General features: G+C 59.9%; 17 protein-coding genes. 11 read left to right on the forward strand and 6 right to left on the reverse strand.

Translation table 11 applies throughout. The features are described 5' to 3' along the window. A partial coding sequence (locus VL003_RS04440) for an MFS transporter (RefSeq protein ID WP_325439974.1) occupies positions 1-1,404 on the forward strand: 1,404 nt, incomplete at its 5' end. A gap of 34 nt (positions 1,405-1,438) precedes the next feature. On the opposite strand, the gene VL003_RS04445 is transcribed toward VL003_RS04440, so the two are convergent. Next, positions 1,439-2,281, reverse strand: coding sequence for an aldo/keto reductase (locus tag VL003_RS04445; RefSeq protein WP_325439976.1), 843 nt, complete (start codon positions 2,279-2,281; stop codon positions 1,439-1,441). Positions 2,282-2,444: 163 nt separating this feature from the next. Between VL003_RS04445 and panB the strand changes: the two genes are divergently transcribed. Genes panB through VL003_RS04460 form a run of 3 tightly spaced genes read left to right on the forward strand, consistent with a single transcriptional unit; the run spans position 2,445 to position 5,935 of the window. Further along, on the forward strand, positions 2,445-3,275 hold the full coding sequence (gene panB / locus VL003_RS04450) for a 3-methyl-2-oxobutanoate hydroxymethyltransferase (protein WP_325439978.1): 831 nt from the start codon (positions 2,445-2,447) through the stop codon (positions 3,273-3,275). Between the two features lie 12 nt (positions 3,276-3,287). Next, entirely contained in the window at positions 3,288-4,988 is a 1,701-nt protein-coding gene (locus tag VL003_RS04455) for a DNA recombination protein RmuC (protein ID WP_325439980.1), read from the forward strand. Next, the gene (locus VL003_RS04460; protein WP_325439982.1) at positions 4,985-5,935 is read left to right on the forward strand and encodes a pseudouridine synthase; all 951 of its coding nucleotides are present in this window, start codon (positions 4,985-4,987) and stop codon (positions 5,933-5,935) included. The genes VL003_RS04455 and VL003_RS04460 overlap by 4 nt, the downstream gene beginning before the upstream one ends. A 175-nt stretch (positions 5,936-6,110) precedes the next feature. On the opposite strand, the gene VL003_RS04465 is transcribed toward VL003_RS04460, so the two are convergent. Beyond that, positions 6,111-6,593 carry an acyl-CoA thioesterase gene (locus tag VL003_RS04465; RefSeq protein WP_325439984.1) on the reverse strand — a complete coding sequence of 161 codons (483 nt, stop codon included), beginning with the start codon at positions 6,591-6,593 and terminating at the stop codon, positions 6,111-6,113. A 160-nt stretch (positions 6,594-6,753) separates the two neighbouring features. Here VL003_RS04465 and VL003_RS04470 point away from each other — a divergent pair, with 160 nt between their 5' ends. Together VL003_RS04470 and VL003_RS04475 are read left to right on the forward strand one after the other, a co-directional pair. Beyond that, entirely contained in the window at positions 6,754-7,440 is a 687-nt protein-coding gene (locus VL003_RS04470; protein ID WP_325439986.1) for a YggS family pyridoxal phosphate-dependent enzyme, read from the forward strand. A gap of 37 nt (positions 7,441-7,477) precedes the next feature. Next, complete coding sequence (locus tag VL003_RS04475; RefSeq protein WP_325439988.1) at positions 7,478-8,491, forward strand: amino acid ABC transporter substrate-binding protein; 1,014 nt, start codon at positions 7,478-7,480, stop codon at positions 8,489-8,491. A gap of 55 nt (positions 8,492-8,546) precedes the next feature. On the opposite strand, the gene VL003_RS04480 is transcribed toward VL003_RS04475, so the two are convergent. Both VL003_RS04480 and dprA read right to left on the reverse strand, forming a co-directional pair. Next, positions 8,547-9,023: a hypothetical protein gene (locus tag VL003_RS04480; protein WP_325439990.1), complete on the reverse strand. Its 477-nt coding sequence runs from the start codon at positions 9,021-9,023 to the stop codon at positions 8,547-8,549. Positions 9,024-9,073: 50 nt separating this feature from the next. Then, positions 9,074-10,303: a DNA-processing protein DprA gene (gene dprA, locus VL003_RS04485; RefSeq protein ID WP_325439992.1), complete on the reverse strand. Its 1,230-nt coding sequence runs from the start codon at positions 10,301-10,303 to the stop codon at positions 9,074-9,076. Positions 10,304-10,457: 154 nt separating this feature from the next. Here dprA and def point away from each other — a divergent pair, with 154 nt between their 5' ends. Next, positions 10,458-10,970 carry a peptide deformylase gene (gene def / locus VL003_RS04490; protein ID WP_325439994.1) on the forward strand — a complete coding sequence of 171 codons (513 nt, stop codon included), beginning with the start codon at positions 10,458-10,460 and terminating at the stop codon, positions 10,968-10,970. Between the two features lie 5 nt (positions 10,971-10,975). Then, positions 10,976-11,914, forward strand: coding sequence for a methionyl-tRNA formyltransferase (gene fmt / locus VL003_RS04495; protein ID WP_325439996.1), 939 nt, complete (start codon positions 10,976-10,978; stop codon positions 11,912-11,914). 18 nt (positions 11,915-11,932) lie between these two features. Here the strand turns inward: fmt and VL003_RS04500 are convergent, their stop codons facing one another. Next, a complete protein-coding gene (locus VL003_RS04500; protein ID WP_325439998.1) occupies positions 11,933-12,343 on the reverse strand; it encodes a DoxX family protein in 411 nt (136 codons plus the stop codon). A gap of 167 nt (positions 12,344-12,510) precedes the next feature. Then, the gene (rimO, locus tag VL003_RS04505) at positions 12,511-13,830 is read right to left on the reverse strand and encodes a 30S ribosomal protein S12 methylthiotransferase RimO (RefSeq protein ID WP_325440000.1); all 1,320 of its coding nucleotides are present in this window, start codon (positions 13,828-13,830) and stop codon (positions 12,511-12,513) included. A gap of 176 nt (positions 13,831-14,006) precedes the next feature. Between rimO and rsmB the strand changes: the two genes are divergently transcribed. From rsmB to VL003_RS04520, 3 genes are read left to right on the forward strand one after another with little or no spacing between them, the layout of a single operon-like run. Beyond that, entirely contained in the window at positions 14,007-15,314 is a 1,308-nt protein-coding gene (gene rsmB, locus VL003_RS04510; RefSeq protein WP_325440054.1) for a 16S rRNA (cytosine(967)-C(5))-methyltransferase RsmB, read from the forward strand. Positions 15,315-15,358: 44 nt separating this feature from the next. Continuing rightward, complete coding sequence (locus VL003_RS04515; protein ID WP_325440002.1) at positions 15,359-15,946, forward strand: DUF4390 domain-containing protein; 588 nt, start codon at positions 15,359-15,361, stop codon at positions 15,944-15,946. Continuing rightward, a complete protein-coding gene (locus VL003_RS04520; RefSeq protein ID WP_325440056.1) occupies positions 15,943-18,291 on the forward strand; it encodes a sensor histidine kinase in 2,349 nt (782 codons plus the stop codon). Before VL003_RS04515 ends, VL003_RS04520 begins: the two co-directional genes overlap by 4 nt. Positions 18,292-18,301 lie beyond the last annotated feature (10 nt).

Below are 18,301 nucleotides of genomic sequence, written 5' to 3' on the forward strand. Positions count from 1 at the left end.
GCTTCATGGTCCGAGCTACTTAGTGGCCGAAACGGCTTGCGCTCCATCGCCTTGGCCGGTGGTGTCGCCTTGCACGCCGTCAATGTATATATTGTGGCAACCATATTGCCATCAGTGGTGCGCGACATTGGCGGTCTGTCGTATTACGCCTGGAACATGACCTTGTTCGTGGTGGCGTCCATACTCAGTTCGGCCTTGTCTCCCAAGTCACTCGACAAGCTCGGCCCGCGCGGTGCTTTTCAGACGGCCATTGTGGTTTTCGCTGCCGGTACCGCCATGTGTGCGCTGGCCCCCACCATGGGCTCGATGCTTATCGGTCGCACTTTGCAGGGTTTCGGGGGCGGGCTGCTGCTGGGGCTAAGCTATTCGTCCATACGCATTGTCTTCGAAGAGCGCCTTTGGCCGAAAGCCATGGCGCTGGTGTCCAGCATGTGGGGTGTGGCCACTTTGGCCGGCCCGGCCATAGGCGGCATTTTTGCTGATGCCGGTCATTGGCGATGGGCGTTTGGTGCGGTGTTGCCGGTCGCCGTGTTCCTGGCTGTTCTGGTCCAGACCCAAATTGCAGCCAAATCGTCGGTACCACGTTCTTCGAATCCGGTGCGCATTCCCATGGCTCAAATCGGGCTGTTGGTGGTGTCGGTCATGGTGGTGTCCGTGGCCAGCCTGTCGCCGAGTCTGGGCTGGAACACCCTGGGCCTTGCCGCGGCACTGATCATCGGCTCGGGCGTCGCTTATCTGGACGCCCGCAATCCGACTCGGCTTATGCCTAATGGGGCCTATCACCTGAATCGCCTGGGCAGTATGTATGCCTGCGTGGCCTTGCTCAGCATCGGTATTACCGTCGAAATGTTTGTGCCGTATTTTCTGCAAGTGCTCCATGGGCATACGCCCCTGGCAGCAGGGTATTTAAGCGCCCTGATGTCCGCCGGCTGGACCATAGGCGCCATTACCAGCACCAGCCGTACGCCTGCCACGGCAGATATTTTCGTCAGGGCCGGACCGGTAATTTCCGCTGTGTCGCTGGCCGCCCTGGGGCTCCTCCTGCCGTGGCCGACACTGAACGAGGAAACGTTACGCTGGGTGCTCAGCGTGCCCTTGCTGGGTGTGGGCTTGGGCATAGGTATGTGCTGGCCTCATCTGCTGACCCATGTCTTCAAGCTGGCGCCCAAAGGGCAAGAAAACATGGCGTCGTCCGCCATTATCACGATTCAGTTGTACGCGATGGCGCTGGGCGCCGCCGTGGGCGGTGTCATCATCAATGCTGCAGGGTTTACCGACCCTGGCGGCGTGCCCGGAACAGCCCGTGCCGCTTTGGCCTTGTTGCTGGCGTTTGCTTTGGCGCCAGGGCTGGCTGCCTGGATAGTGACCCGGGTGGTGCAAGGGCGCCGCAAGCTGCGAGCTTAGTGATGCGGCCGGGCGCCGGTTACTGCAGCGGCGCTTAATCGACCTTCGGAAGCCGGAACCGCTCTGGGTCGGGGCCGTGTCGGGCCGACTCGTCGTGCAGCGCTGCTATGGCCGCCATGTCGTCGGCGTCGAGTGAAAAATCGAAAATATTGAAATTCTCGCGCATGCGTTCGGGCGTTACTGTTTTGGTTACCACTGCGCAATTTAGCTGCAGATGCCAGCGCAGTACTATCTGGGCCAGCGAGCGTCGGTGCTTGGCGGCAACGGCTTTCAGCGTGGCGTTGTCCCAGATCAGGCCGTGCCCCAGCGGGCTCCACGATTCTGTAACAATATTGTGTTCGGCATGGTACTCACGCAATTCGGGCTGCTGAAAGCGCGGGTTGAGCTCGATCTGGTTTACCACCGGAAGCACGCCGGTTTGGTCAAGCAGGCGTTGCAGGTGGTCGAGATTGAAGTTGGAGACGCCGATCGATTTGACGCGGCCCTCGTCGCGTAGACGGATCAGGGCTTCCCACGATTTAACGTATAACCCGATTTTGGGTGCGGGCCAATGAATCAGGTACAGGTCCAGGTAGTCCAGACCCAGTTTTTCCATGCTTTGGTCGAACGCGGCCAGGGTTTCGTCGTAACCGTGGCGGTCGTTCCAGACCTTGGTGGTGATAAACAGTTCTTTACGGTCGATGCTGTCGCGTATTCCCGCGCCAACGCCTTCTTCGTTACCGTAAATGGCTGCGGTGTCGATCAGGCGATAACCGGTTTCAATGGCTTTTTTTACTGTGTCGGCGGCCACGTCGTTTTCGACCTGCCACACGCCAAAGCCCAATCGAGGCATCACGTTGCCATCGTGCAGCGTAACGGTGTTTAGAATATTGGACATAGAGCTCTCTCCGTAATGCTTGAACGGGTTATGCTGGACCTTGCGCCAGATTCGGACACAGGCTTGTCGAGACTGATTATACGTATGTTAAAAAACACGCCTGCCGGCAAAGGCCGGTTCAGGTGCAGGCCGTGGCGTGCCGTTTATTTTGAAGGAGCAGGACGTGAGCATCCATACTGAAGTCAAGCGCATCAGCGTGCCCCAATTAATGGCCTACAAGGGCGAAAAGAAAATCGCGTCGCTGACGGCCTACAGCGCACCATTTGCGCGCTTGCTTGATCAGCATCTTGATATGATCCTCATCGGCGACTCTACCGCCATGGTCGGCTACGACATGCCCAGTACACTGGCCATTACGCTCGAGCAAATGGCGGCCCACTCGGCTGCGGTGGTGCGCTCCACCCAGCGGGCCTGCATCATCGCCGACATGCCTTTCGGCACCTATCAAGAATCGCCTCAGCAGGCGTTCCAGAATGCGGCACGCATGCTGGCGCTGTCGGGGGTTGACGGCATCAAGATGGAGGGCGGCTCTGCCTTGGCGCCCACCACCCAGTTTTTGGTTGAGCGCGGCATTCCGGTGCTGGCTCACGTGGGGCTGATGCCGCAATACGTAAACACCATGGGGGGCTTCAAGGCCCAGGGCCTGACCGACGAATCGGCCGAGCGAATATTTCAAGACGCCCTGGCTCACGAAAAAGCGGGTGCGTTCGGCCTGGTGCTGGAGGGGGTGGCCGAAGGCCTGGCCCGCCGCATCACCCAGGCGGTGTCCATACCAACCATCGGTATCGGCGCGTCGCCCGATTGCGACGGGCAAATTCTGGTCACCGAAGACATACTCGGCCTGACAGGCGGGCGCATCCCCAAGTTTGCCAGGCAATTTGCCGACGTGGGCGCGCTGATCAGTCAGGCAGTGGGGCAGTACGCCGAAGAAGTGCGCACCGGCACGTTTCCGGCGCTTGAAAACTGCTTCGGCGTTAAAAAACACACTACGTAGGACTAGGGCATCGTGATACAGGTTTCTTCTTGGCTGGCCGGCGGCCTGCTGTTTTTTGTGGGGTTGCTGGTTGGTATTGCGACTCACTTCATCTATGCACGGCGTGCATCGGCGGCAACAGAGTCTCGGCTGGCCGTTACAGAGTCGCTCAACGAACAGCATCTGCTGCAACTGCAGCGCCTTCAAGAGGATCTTGACCAAGCCGAGCAGCGTTTGCAGGCATCCACCGAAGAAACCAGCCGTCTTGATCGCGAGCTCGCCCACCTGCAGGGCGATGCGGCGGGCCTGCGCGAGCGCCTGGTCGAGGCGCGCGAAGCCCTTGGCGCTAAAGAGACCGGCCTGAATGCAGCAAGGCAGCGGCTGGCAGAGACCGAAAAAGAGCTGTCGGGCCTGCAGGCCACCCACGCCGAGAAGCTGGCCGGCTACGAAGAGCTCAAGCAATCGCTCGAGCAGTCTCGTCAGCAGCTCAAAACAGAGTTCCAGAACCTGGCCAACCAGATCCTGGAAGAAAAAGGCAAAACGTTTGCCCAGGCCAGTCAGACTTCGCTCGATGCTCTTTTAAAGCCGTTTCGCGAGCAGATTCAAGGGTTCCAGCAGCGCATCAATCAGGTGCACGACGAATCGGTAAAGGGTCACGCGGCGTTGGGCACCGAAATAAAACAGGTGCTGAACATCGGCCTGAAGATGAGCTCTGAGGCCAACACGCTGGCCAACGCCCTGCGGGGCGAAAAGAAAACCACCGGCAACTGGGGCGAGATCCAGCTCGAGCGTACCTTGCAACTGGCCGGTCTGGTACCGGGTGACCACTACGAAGCCCAGGCGCGCTTCAAGGACGAGGCGGGCAATTACCGTCACCCCGACTTTGTCGTGAAGCTGCCCGACGACAAACATATGGTCATCGACAGCAAGGTTTCGCTGGTGGATTACGACCGTGCCGTGGGGGCCGAATCCGAGGCCGAGGCGATGGCTTCGCTTGATGCCCACGTCAAGGCCGTGCGCAACCACATCGACGATCTTTCGCGCAAAGACTACAGCAACCTGATCGGCATGCGCAGCCCCAGTTTTGTCCTGATGTTCATGCCTATTGAGCCTGCTTACATCGAGGCGCTCAAGCACAATCGCGATCTTTTCGACTACGGCTACCAGCGTAACGTGGTCATGGTGTCGCACACGACGCTTATGCCCATATTGCGCACAGTGGCCAACTTGTGGCGCGTCGCACGAAGCAATCAAGAGGCCCACGAGCTTAGTGCACGCGCCGGCGAAATCTATAACCAGGTTGTCGTCGTGGCAGAGAACCTGAAAAAACTGGGCGACACTCTGGGCACTGTCAGCAATCACTACAACCGCACGGTTACCTCGTTGGCGGGTCGTCAGGGCCTGTACGGCAAGGCTTCGCGTTTCAACGAGCTTTCGGCCAAGGCCAACAAGGTCATGCCCGAGCTCGACGCCTTGCATACCGATTTTCATACTGAAAAGCTCGAGCTGGTGGTGGCCGTGCCGTCGGCGGAACCTGGCCCTGATACGCAAGAGGGCGACATATTGGGGGCGGCACAACTCGAGCACGAAGCAGGCTTGCTCGAGCTGGACGAATTGCAGGCACAGGCCGACAGGCCTGAGCCCGACCTCGACGAGCAGGGCAAGGCTGACGATCGGCGGGGCGACGTAATGGACGAGGCCGACTTTAAAGAAGATGCCGCCGGACTGCCATGAGGTCCCAGCGTAACGCACGCCTGATGGCGGGCGCGCCGCTGCCTGTGCGTGACGGCGTTGCGCCCAGCCGTGTTTACTTGCCACCCGGCTCTTGGTCAACCTTGCTCGAGTTTTTGGTAGAGCGATTTCGCTTTATACCCCCTGAGGTATTGCGCCAAAGACTGGAAAGCGGCGAAATCGTTGACCAACGCGGGGTTGCACAGCAAGCCGGCGCAGCTTACCAGCCTGATCGTTGGCTTTGGTACTACCGCATGGTGCCCGACGAACCGATAGTGCCTTTCGAACTTGCCGTCTTGCACCAGGACGCTCACCTGGTCGTCATCGACAAACCGCATTTTTTAGCCAGTATTCCCGGTGGACGCCACTTGCGCGAAACCGCCCTGACGCGGCTGCGCGATAGCCTGGAGTTGCCGCAGCTTACGCCCGTTCATCGGCTGGACCGCGACACTGCCGGTGTGATGCTGTTTTGTCGAGACCCCGCCGCCCGTGGCGCGTATCAGCGCCTCTTCCAGTCGCGCCAGGTCACCAAAGAGTACGAAGCCATCGCGGCCTGGCGTCATGGCCTGGCCCTGCCTTGCGTATACCGAAGCCGCCTCGAGCCCAGCGGCTCGCATTTCATCATGCATGAAGTAGCAGGCGAGCCCAATAGCGAGACCCGTATCGAACTGATCGAGCGTGATGGGGCCTGGGCCCGCTACCGGCTGTTGCCTGTCACCGGACGCAAGCATCAGTTGCGCGCCCATATGCATGCTCTGGGTATTCCCATTCGCAACGATGGGTTTTATCCGGTCTGGCGCCCGGCCGAGCAGGCAGATGACTACGCAAGGCCATTGCAATTGCTGGCCAGGGCGGTGGAATTTGCTGATCCGTTCACAGGCGAGCTTCGCAGGTTCGAGTCGAGTCGTCAGCTGCAGGGCGCATCAAGCCCAAATGCTCTGGCGCCATAAAACACCAAACGATTAAGTATTTCCATCTGTCGGCACCACGCCTCGAACTGTCCTCTTTGCAAGCCCTATACCGGAGGCCGGTTTTGCCGACCCTTATGTGTTCTTTGGTCGATCGCGCCACGCACCAGACGGCGGCAGGCATGATCTTGTGGATGCCGGGCCTGGCTGTAAGTAATTACTTGTTCGCCTTGATCGTCAGGTAGCGGCTTTCCATTTCCTGGCGCAATTCCCGCCGCAGCTGCGCTGCCTGATATCGGGTGCGTGCCTCGTCGTCTGCAGGTTGCAACGGCGGTACAGGCACCGGGACGCCGTCTTCGTCTACCGCGATCATGGTGAAGTAGCAGCTGTTGGTGTGTCGAACCAGCTTGCGTCGAATGTCTTCGGTCACCACCTTGATGCCGATTTCCATGGATGTGCGGCCGGTATAGTTGACTGACGCATAGAAGGTGACCAGCTCGCCCACATGGATGGGTTGGCGAAACATGACCTGGTCGACCGAAAGTGTTACCACGTACGTGCCCGCGTATCGGCTGGCGCAGGCGTATGCGACCTGATCCAGGTGCCTCAGTATGGCGCCGCCGTGCACATTGCCCGAAAAGTTGGCCATGTCGGGCGTCATCAAAATGGTCATTGAAATCTGGTGGGCCGAATCGTTCATGGGGCGTGCATTAAAAGTGGATGAAGGCAAGGGCGCTGCGGTGGCGGCAACTGCACTAAACTGTGGGCTGCGCCTGCATGCCCGAAGCAGTGGGCGCCATCCCGATTTGTCGTGGGGCAATGGGCCCCGCGCCGTCTGATTATGCCATCCAGATAAAACCATGTGCGATTCTTTGGAACACCGTCTGGCCGAAGTTCGCCGGCGTATCGAACAAGCTTGCCTGCGCGCCGGCCGTTCGCCCGACGAAGTCCAGTTGCTGGCGGTCAGCAAAACCTTTCCCCCAAAGGCATTAAGAGAAGCTGCGGCATTGGGCATACGCCGCTTCGGAGAAAGCCGCATGCAAGAAATACGCCAGAAGGACATCGAGCTTTCCGACCTGCAGCCGCAATGGGTGCTGATCGGCCACTTGCAGACCAATAAGGCCAAAGAGGCGGCGCGCCTGGTCCACGAGGTTCAGTCACTTGATCGCTGGTCGTTGGCCGAAGCCCTTGATGCGCGGCTTCAACTCGAAGGCCGAAGCATTGACGTGCTGGTGCAGGTAAAAACGTCCCCTGAGCCCTCCAAGTTTGGGCTCGACCCCGCCGAGCTGGCTTCTTTCCTGCTGCGTCTGCGCAATTTGCCCACCATGCGGGTCAGGGGCTTGATGACCATGGCGGTCAACTCGCCCGACGAGACCGCGGTGCGCGCTTGCTTTCGTTTGCTGCGTGAACTGCGCGATCGAATGCAGGATCAAGGGCATATTGGGCTGGAGCGTCTTTCAATGGGCATGAGCGGCGATTTTGAATGGGCAATTGCCGAGGGCTCGACCGAGGTCAGGGTCGGTTCCGCCCTATTTGGGTCGCGTTAAGATGCGGCCGATTCACTCGCATACAGAAGGAGCAGGCATGCGTTATTTCAAAGGTTTACTTATGGTGTCGGCCTTGCTGTTCGGCGCGCACACTCAGGCCGGCACGCTCGAGGTCGTCCAACAGCGGGGACACGTGCAGTGTGGCGTCACCACCGGCTTTGCGGGGTTCTCCAGCCCTGACGACAAAGGGGTCTGGCGGGGCCTGGATATCGATGTCTGCCGCGCGGTGGCCGCAGCGGTATTGGGCGACGCAGACAAATACAAGGCGGTGCCGCTTAATTCGCAGCAGCGCTTTACAGCACTGCAGTCTGGCGAAATCGATCTGCTGGCGCGCAATACCAGCGTCACACAACAGCGTGACACGGCGCTGGGTGTCATTCATGCGGGAATCAATTTTTACGACGGGCAAGGTTTCCTGGTGCACAAGTCGCTTGGCGTGACCAGCGCCAAAGAGCTCGACCAGGCGTCGATCTGCATGCAAACGGGCACCTCAAATGAAAACACGATGGCCGACTGGGCTCGTGCCCATGGCATTAGATATCGGCCGGTCGTTATCGAGCAGTTCAACGAGGTGGTCAATGCGTTTGCCGCAGGACGGTGCGACGCGTTCACCACCGATGCCTCCGGCCTGGCCTCGATCAGGGCTTCCCGCATGCAGGATCCCGAGGCTTACGTGGTGTTGCCCGAGTTGATTTCCAAAGAGCCGCTGGGGCCCTTTGTTCGTCAGGGTGACGATGCCTGGCTGAATATCGTGAAATGGACCCTGCACGCCATGACCGGCGCCGAAGAGCTGGGTCTGACCAGCGGCAACGTTGACGAGCACCTGCAGAGCAAGGCGCCGGCTGTGGGGCGGCTGTTGGGCACCCTGCCGGGCTCGGGCAAAAACCTGGGGCTTGAAGAGAACTGGGCCTACAACATTATTAAACAGGTCGGCAACTACGGCGAGAGCTTTGAACGAAATGTGGGCATGCAAAGCGCGCTGAAGATACCGCGGGGCTTGAATGCCTTGTGGACCGACGGCGGTTTGATGTACCCCTTGCCGGTTCGCTGACCAGGCTTGCAGCAGACGCTCTGTGATCAGGCCCGCTTGGCGGGCCGGCCACCGCCTAGCGGCGCCGATATACCAGCGATATTTTGGCGAATGCCTTGTGCAGTTCCGGAGTGCCACTTTGGAAAATTACCGGCCTGCTGCGGCCGGTAAAGCAGATCAGCCTTTTTGACGCGATCATGGGTACAAATTTGGCAAACTGAATGTCATTCCAGCCGATGGCGCGTTTGGTGATCCAGGTTTGCTCGATGCCTTCTTCGGTAATGCGTGTGGTTGAAATCGCCATGACGCGTGCAATCAGCAGCAAGCCGCAAAAGGTAATGACAATGGTGCCGGCCATGAAGGGGTTGACCTGTTCGGCTTCAAAACCCATCGCTACCCGTATGAACTGCACGCCTATTGCGGTGATCACCACCCAGATCAGTATCTTGACCCATGTCGGCCAGGCTTTGCCTTCAATGGGCAAGGGCCCCAGGTCGGCCAGCAGGGCGGCGTGCTCTTCAGCACTTGGGCGTGTCGAATGAAGTAATTGCATCGGGTAGGTTCCGGTCTTGAGAAGCAGGGCGGCAGGGTTGGGCCGCCATTTTAACGCCGCTGGTAGCGGCCGTCGTCCAGGCGGGTCACGGCGTCGTCCAATTCGAGCCGAAGCAGAAGCGCGTTGAGTGCTGCCATCGTCAGGCCGGTGCGTGACTGCAGTGTATCGGCATCGACCGGGTCATGCCCCAGCGATTGCAGTACTCGAGCCTCGGGCGAGCCGGCGGCAAACAATGAGCCTTGGGTCTCTTGTGCGCTGCTGCTGCTGCTGCTGCTGCTGCTGCTGCGGGGGGGCCGCCGCCGGCTCAATGACTGGCCCGGGGGCAAGACAAGATTGCCCGACGGTGGAGATTCCGCCTGGTGGTTTTGTATGGCGGCCGCCGGCTGGCCCAGCTCTTCGACAATATCTTCGCCCGATTCGACCAGCTTGGCGCCTTGACGTATTAGCGCATGACAGCCGCGCGACAGGGGCGAGTGTATGGAGCCGGGTATCGAGAACACTTCACGGCCCAGCTCTGAAGCCAGGCGGGCCGTGATCAGTGAGCCGCTTTGCCTTGCCGCCTCGACAACCAGCACGCCTTTGGCCAGCCCGGCAACAATGCGGTTGCGTCGGGGAAACTGGTGCGGCACCGACGGTGTGCCCAGCGGCAGTTCAGAGACCAGGGCGCCCTCGTGGGCGATACGATGCGCCAGTTCGAGGTTGGCCGAAGGGTAGATGATGTCGATGCCCGTACCCATGACGGCAATGGTCGAGCCGCCTTGGGGCCCCGCCTGCAAAGCACCCAGATGCGCGGCGGTATCGATGCCGTGCGCCAGGCCGCTGGCAATGCACCAGCCCTGGCCCGCCAGGTAGTGGGCAAACGCCTTGGCGTTGTCCAGCCCGCCGGGTGTTGCGTTGCGTGCCCCCACAATCGAAATGACGGGTTGATTCAGCAGGCCGGGTCGGCCGTTTACATAAAGCACCGTTGGCGGGTCGTGAGTATCAAGCAGGGCGACCGGGTAAGCCGGATCAGCCAGGGTCAGCATGTGGTGGCCCGGTTCAGCCAGCCACTCCAGCGTGCGCTCTATCAATGCCTGCGCCTCGGGCGTGGCGGGCTTGCGAAGTTGGGACGCAAATTCGGCCGGCACGTGTTTGGCCAGGGTGCCGGCCGAGGCGCCGTATATCTCTTGCGGCAGGCCGATGGCGGCCAGCAAGGTGCGAGCACCGGTTGCGCCGATGCCCGGCTCCAGGGTGAGGCGTATCCAGGCGGCAAGTTCGTCTTTGGAGGCAAATGTGTGCATGGCGCAAGTTTGGCATATTGCTGCGTTTCAGGCGCACACCCGTGGCGGGTTAAGTCACACAGAGAAAGTGCTGCCCTGCATTGGCGTGCCTCGGGCTCGAGCCGGCAAAACCCTTTTTGTTATAATCAGTTAGACGATTTTCGGACTGTTTTTCATGGCTTTGCTTCCCATTCTTCGCTATCCAGACCCTCGCTTGCACAAGGTGGCCGTACCGGTCAAGGTTGTTGACGACCGCATTCGGCAATTGGTTCGCGACATGGCCGAAACCATGTACGACGCGCCGGGCGTGGGCCTAGCCGCCACTCAGGTCGATGTGCACGAACGCGTGGTGGTCATCGACGTCTCCGAACAAGGCGACGACCTCCTGGTGCTCATCAACCCCGAAATCACCTGGAAAAGCGATGAACAACAGGTCTACGAAGAAGGCTGTCTTTCGGTGCCCGGTGTTTACGACGAGGTCAAGCGTGCAGCGCGCATTCACGTTCGCGCCCTGAACGAGCAAGGCGAACCTTTTGAATTCGACGCCGAAGGCCTGCTGGCCGTGTGCGTGCAGCACGAGCTCGACCACCTGCTGGGCAAGGTGTTTGTCGAGTACCTGTCGTCACTCAAGCAAAACCGCATCAAAACCAGAATCCGCAAGCAAGAACGCGAAGCGCTTAAGGCTTAGCGGGTATGCGCATTGTTTTTGCCGGCACGCCCGAGTTCGCCAGTCAGGCACTTAACGCCCTGATTCAGGCAGGGCATAGTATCCCCCTGGTTCTTACCCAGCCCGACCGGCCCGCCGGAAGGGGTATGAAGCTGATGCCAAGCGCTGTGAAGCAAGCCGCCATGGCGGCCGGTATTCCAGTGTGGCAGCCACGCAGCCTACGGCTGGACGGCAAGTTTCCCGATGACGCTTCCGCTGCTGAAAAAGCCTTGCTCGACGCCGCGCCCGATCTTATGGTCGTGGCAGCCTACGGCCTTATCTTGCCCAGTTGGGTGCTGAACCTGCCCCGCCACGGGTGCCTTAACATCCACGCCAGCCTGCTGCCGCGCTGGCGCGGGGCCGCACCCATACAGCGTGCCATCGAGGCCGGCGATGCACAAACCGGCATCACGATCATGCAGATGGACGAGGGACTGGACACCGGCGACATGCTGTTGACCAGGGCCATACCCATTACCCCGGAACACACCTCAGCCAGCCTGCATGACGATCTGGCGGCTCTGGGCGCGCAAGCCATTATTGACGCGGTCAGCCACCTACAAAACGGCCCGCTGGCAGGAACCACGCAAGACGATGCCGCAGCGGTCTATGCGGCCAAGCTCGAAAAATCTGAGGCGCCGCTTGATTTTTCGCGCCCTGCGGTCGAGCTTGCGCGGCGTGTCAGGGCGTTTAACCCTTTTCCGGGCACCACTATGTTGCTGCCGGGGCTAGATGACCCGACAAAGATTTGGAAGGCCACGGCTTTGGCGACGTCCGCCAAGGCCCAGCCGGGGCAGGTTGAGTCAGCTTCGGCCGAAGGCATAGACGTGGCCACGGCGCAAGGGGTATTGCGCCTGCTTGAACTTCAGAAAGCAGGCGGAAAACGCCAGCCCGTTGCCACGTTTATACAGGGCTGGCAGCCTTAACGCCTGCGTGATTCACATTTAATTCCAGCGGCCGTTACGTCCGCCTATGCTGTATGCGCCTGCACCCAGGAAGGCCAGCGCAATGGCGGTGAACAGAAACATGCCTTGCAGCTCAAGCTGCCAGCCGCCGGTATTGTTGATCATGAACAATTGGTGGCTGTGCGCCAGGATAATGGCCACGACCATGTTGGCGGCGATAAGCAGCGCACCCGCGCGGCAGTAAAGGCCCACAATAATAAGTATGGGTCCGATCACCTCGCCCACGTATGCGCCCCATGCAAAGAAAGCGGGCAGGCCTTGTGCCACAAGCATGCCTTCGATGCCGCCGATTCCCCCCGAAAGCTTGGCAATGCCGTGCATAAGAACAAGAATGCCCAGGCTGAGCCGTAGGATCAGTTTGCCCAGATCGTCGCAGGAAGTGGATGACATGTGCTGAAACTCCTTGAGTAAGCAGGCGCCGGCCGACCGTCTTCCGGTACAAGGAGCCGCAACCTAAGCTAGCAGAAGTTTTAACCAGCCAGGCTGCTTTTGCAAGTAATTCTTGAGGCATTTGCCATAGGGTTTTTGCCCAGCAGGCCTCAAACGGTGGCACTGATCTATTTGACGAAATCGCCGTATAGATCGTATTCGTCCGAGTCGGTGACGCGCACGCGCAGCATGTCGCCGGGCCGCGCATGGTCGGCGCCGCTTACAAAAACATTCCCGTCGATCTCGGGTGCGTCGGCACTTGATCGGCCGATGGCGCCGTCTTCATCCACTGCATCGATAAGCACGCTGATCTCTTTGCCGACCTTACCTTGCAGACGCTCAGTGGAAATGGCCTGCTGATGCGCCATGAATCGCTCCCAACGCTCTTGCTTGACCTCGTCGGGCACGGGGTCTGGCAGCTCGTTGGCCTTGGCGCCTTCCACGGGCGAGTATTGAAAACACCCTACGCGATCAAGCTGTGCTTCGCTCATCCAATCGAGCAGGTACTGAAAGTCGGCTTCGGTTTCGCCCGGGAAACCGACAATGAAGGTCGAGCGCAACGTAAGGTCTGGGCACGCTTGGCGCCACTGCTTGATGCGGGCCAGCGTGCGGTCTTCAAAGGCCGGCCGTTTCATCAGCTTAAGAATACGGGGGCTGGCGTGCTGGAAGGGGATGTCAAGATAAGGCAGCAGTTTGCCGTCGGTCATCAGGGGAATGACCTCGTCCACATGCGGATAGGGGTACACGTAGTGCAGTCGCGTCCATACTCCAAAGCTGGAAAGGGCTTCGCATAGCTGAGTCATGTGTGTTTTAACCGGGCGTCCGTTCCAGAACCCGGTGCGAAACTTGACGTCGACGCCGTAGGCACTGGTGTCTTGCGAAATGACCAGAAGCTCTTTGACGCCGGCGTTGACCAGCCGCTCGGCTTCGCCAAGCACATCGCCTATTGGTCGACTGACGTGCGTGCCGCGCATCGATGGAATAATGCAGAAGCTGCACCGATGATTGCAGCCTTCGGAAATTTTAAGATAAGCATAGTGGCGGGGTGTCAGCTTGATGCCCTGCGGGGGTACCAGATCGACGTAGGGGTTGTGATCAAGGTTGGGTGGAGCCGCTTCGTGCACCGCACGCACCACCTCTTCGTATTGCTGAGGGCCGGTTACCGCCAGGACCGAGGGATGAACATCGCGAATGACCGATTCTTCGACGCCCATACAGCCGGTAACAATGACCCGGCCGTTTTCGGCAAGGGCCTCGCCGATGGCTTCCAGCGATTCGGCCTTGGCACTGTCGATAAACCCGCAAGTGTTGACCACCACCACGTCGGCATTGTCGTACTCGGGCGTGATCATATAGCCCTCGGTGCGCAACTGCGTCAGGATCCGTTCGGAGTCGACCAGCGCTTTGGGGCAGCCCAGGCTGACGAAACCCACTTTAGGAGAGCTCATTGGTTACCTCTTGAGCCATTCGGCTCGGTAGTAAAGATGTTGGCTTTTGAGTTTGCGCGGATGAAGCGCACGCCCATTTGATGATAAAGTCCGCACAGATAGATATTGCATCTGGATGAACGCAGCCCGTGCCCGCTAACGACTCCCCCCCGCAACGCATTGCGTTGTCCGACACCATGCTTGCATGCGCGCGCGCCGTACAGGCGGTGCACGCGGGCAAGTCGCTGTCCGACGCACTGACCGCCACGCCGACGCATTTGCGCGCAGCGGTTCAGGCGATTACCTTCCATGTCATGCGGCGCCTCGGGCTGGCAACAGAAATAAAAAACGTATTGGTTCGGCGTACCCCGCCCAATGCCTTGTTTGATGCTTTGCTGCAGGTATCGATCGCATTGCTGGATACGGCGCTTGAAGCTGCCCGCCCCAATGACGCAGCGGCCGAGCGCGGCGCTCATGTTCCGGTTTATACCGTACATACTGTGGTAGACCAGGCTGTGCGGGCGGCCTCGAACACGCCGGGCATGCAACCTTATAAGGGGTTGCTGAATGCCGCCTTACGCCGATACACGCGCGAACGCGACGATATTTTAACTCAGGTCTTGCGCAAGCCCGTGGCGCGCTGGAACTACCCATTGTGGTGGGTCAAGCAGCTTCAGCAGGCGTATCCCGCACAATGGGAATCTTTGCTGACGGCGGGCGATCAACCCGGACCCATGACTTTGCGTGTCAACCTCAGACGCACCTCGGTTGACGCACTTCTGCAGCGCTTTGCGCAAGAAGGTATTCAAGCCGAACGCCTGGGCGGGGCGGGCCTTGTGCTGGCGCAGGCCCGGCCGGTACACGACATTGTGGGCTTCGACCAAGGCTGGTGGTCGGTTCAAGACGCAGCGGCTCAACAGGCCGCTGCCTTGCTTGAACCTTTTGATGGTGCGCGGGTGCTGGATGCCTGCTCGGCGCCCGGGGGTAAAACCGCCCACTTGCTTGAAATGGCACAGGTCGAGCTGCTGGCACTGGACAGCGACGCAGGCAGGCTCGAACGGGTGGGGCACAACCTTGACCGGCTCGGGCTGCGTCAAAGTAACGTTCAACTGGTTTGCGCCGACGCCGCCGAGCTTCAGGCATGGTGGGACGGCCGGCCTTTTGACCTGGTGCTGGCCGATGTGCCCTGCACGGCCTCGGGGGTGGTACGGCGACACCCCGATATCCGCTGGCTGCGCCGCGAGGCCGACATTGACGGAACCGCTGCCCTGCAACAGCAAATTATTGCCGCCTTGTGGCGCACCGTAAAGCCCGGTGGCCGCTTGCTGTATGCTACATGTTCGATTTTCCCTCAAGAAGGCGAGCGCCAGGCGCAGCGTTTTCTAAGCAGCCATGCCGACGCTCAGCGCTTGCCGGCGCCGGGGCAGATACTGCCTTTGCCGGACGAAGGCGGCCGGGCACTGTACGATGGGTTTTTTTATGCGTTGTTTGCTAAGCATGCTTAAGGCGTCAACCATGGTGCCTACGCGGCACCTCTATACATAAGCTCATGGTTTACCGGCTTTGGTCGTTACTCGTGTTGTGTCTGTTTGTCGCGTTAATGGGCGCGGGCACCACTGTGGCCCAACCCGTGTCGGAACAGGTTGTGCGGGTCGACCCTGTGGTGCGAGAGGGCCATCTTTATATCGATGCCGATGTCGAATTCGACGTCAGTGCCGAGTTGCGCACGGCCGCCCAAAAAGGCGTGCCGGTTTATTTTGCGGCTGATCTTAAAATTACGACGCCGCGCTGGTGGTGGTTTGACCGAAACGTGGTCGATCAGGAAATGGGCTGGCGCATTGTTTACAACGCGTTGACGCGGCAGTGGCGCGTAGGTTCAGGCGAGCTTTCGATTCCCGTTTCATCGTTCGACGACGCTCTTTCATTTGTTCGCAACATTCGCGGCTGGGCGGTGGCCGACATTGACGAGCTCGACATCGACGAGCAATATCACGGGCGCATCAGAGTCAGGCTCGACACGTCGCGCCTGCCGCGTCCCTTCCAAATAGACGCTTACAACAGCAGCGCCTGGTCTCTAGCCACTCCATGGAAAGATTTTCAATTTTCGATCTCCGACGGCGATCACCAGCCCTCCTGAGATGGGGGTTGCGCCTGGCGCTGCTGGTCGCCGCCATTAGCGCGATAGCGCTGTTGGGCTTGCTCGCGTGGTCTACCGGCAATGCCTCGCGCTACGCGCAGCAGTACGATCTGCTGCTTATGCTGAACGGCGTGCTGGCGGTGGCCCTTGTTTTCTGGGTCGGGGTGTTGGCGGCCCGGTTACTGCGTCAGATTCGCCGCCGTCAGTTCGGGGCCCGGCTTACGGCACGGTTTGCGCTGTCCTTTGCGCTCATCGGCGTTTTGCCGGGGGCGCTTATTTACGTGCTGTCCGTTCAGTTCATGTCCAAGTCGATCGAGTCCTGGTTCAACGTGCGGGTCGACAGCGCTTTGGAGGCAGGCTTGAACCTGGGGCGGGCCGCGCTCGACGCCCAGTTGACCGAGGTGCGAGATCGCGCAAAGGTCATAGCCTCGGGGTTGAACGACACCAGCGATGCCGACATGGCCGTGGCCATTACGCGGCTGCGTGAAACCAATGGCGTTGCCGAAGCCATGATTTTTACCGGCAACGGCCGCCTGGTGGCGTTCTCGTCCTCGGATTACGGGCAACTGATACCCGACGGTCCCCCGCAACATGTGTTGAGCCATTTGCGTGTGTCGCGCACCTACGAGGCCGCCGAAGCCGACGAGGCCGCAGCCGAACTGGACGCCGAGGCAGCCGATGCCTCGACAGGCTTGCATCTGCGTGTCGTTTTGCCGATACGTTCTTTGGATCGGGCCCCCTCTGCCCTGGGCGTGTCGCCCGAAACACGATGGTTGCAAGTGATTCAGCCCGTGCCTGAACAAATTGCCCGCAACGCCAACCAGGTTCAAGAGGGCTTTCGCGATTACCAGGAGCTTGCTTTATCGCGCCTGGGGCTGCGCAAGTTGTACGGCATTACGCTGACGCTGGCGCTGATTCTGGCTGTGTTCGCGGCGGTGGTGGTGGCCTTGGCACTGTCGCGTCGACTGGTTCAGCCTTTGCTTACTTTGGCCGCGGGAACCCAGGCGGTGGGGGTGGGCGATTACCGGCCCTTGCCTGAACCGCCCGAAAAAGATGAAGTCGGCCAGCTGACCCGCTCCTTCAACGCCATGACCCGCCAGCTGGACGAAGCGCGGCATATGGTCGAGAACAATCGTCGCCAGCTCGAGCGCTCTAACGTTTATCTTGAGTCAGTACTCAGTAACCTGTCGTCGGGGGTGCTGGTGTTTGACGAGAGCTTCCGGGTCAATCTGTTCAATCAGGGTGCCCAAAGCATTCTCAATGTCGACCTGCGTTCGGTAAAGGGCAGGCCGTTGGAGACGGTCGACGGCGCGTTCAAGCTTTCCCAGCTTATTCGGCAGGCCTTTGCCGCTCATGCCGCGGTGGGTTCCGAGAAGCCTTACTGGCAACAGCAGTTCGAGCTTGAGCTTGATGGTGAAAACAGCGGGCGTGAGAACGGGCGTCACCACGAAGTCACGCTGCTGGCGCGGGGCACCCATTTAACCGTCGACGGTCGGGGCAATGGTTACCTGGTGGTGTTCGACGACATCAGCGAGGTGATCTCTGCCAACCGTACGGTGGCCTGGGGCGAAGTGGCACGACGTCTGGCACATGAAATCAAGAACCCCCTGACACCCATTCAGCTTTCGGCCGAGCGCCTGGCCATGAAGCTGGCTGACCGGCTTAACGAAACCGACGCCGCCATGCTGGTGCGATCGACCAATACTATCGTCAACCAGGTGGCATCTCTCAAGCAGATGGTGGATGATTTTCGTGAGTATGCGCGCACTCCGCCGGCTCAAATGCAAAAGGTCGACTTCAATGAATTGGTTGCCGACGTGTTGATGCTGTATGGTTGGGATCCGACCGGCGGCGCGCTGCGCGGCGACACACGCAGTGTTCGCATCGAGGCGCTTTTTGAGGCGCGCTTGCCGGCTATCGAGGGCGACCCCACTCAATTGCGCCAGCTTATTCACAACCTGGTTGCCAACGCGCGCGATGCAGCGTGTCAGAATCAGCCCATCGAAGAAGCCTGCATTCAGGTGCAGACCCGCCTGATGGAGTCCGGCGGTGAAGACGGCGGCCAGCGTCAGGGTGTGCGTCTTACCGTGTCAGACAATGGTCCCGGGTTCGATACGCAAGTGTTGGCGCGGGTGTTCGAGCCCTACGTCACGACCAAGACAACCGGCACGGGCCTGGGCCTTGCCATTGTCAAGAAAATCGTCGAAGAGCACGGCGGTCGTATCGACGTTGCGAATCGACGTGAGGGTGGCGCACGCATTTCCATCCTCTTTACCCGACTTGCCGATGCCGGGTCTGAGGTAGACTCAGAAGAGCAAGCGAACGATAATGCGGAAAAAACATAGGTGAAGCTTT

The organism is Pusillimonas sp., assembly GCF_035515275.1.
In the GTDB taxonomy this organism is placed as follows: domain Bacteria; phylum Pseudomonadota; class Gammaproteobacteria; order Burkholderiales; family Burkholderiaceae_B; genus Pusillimonas.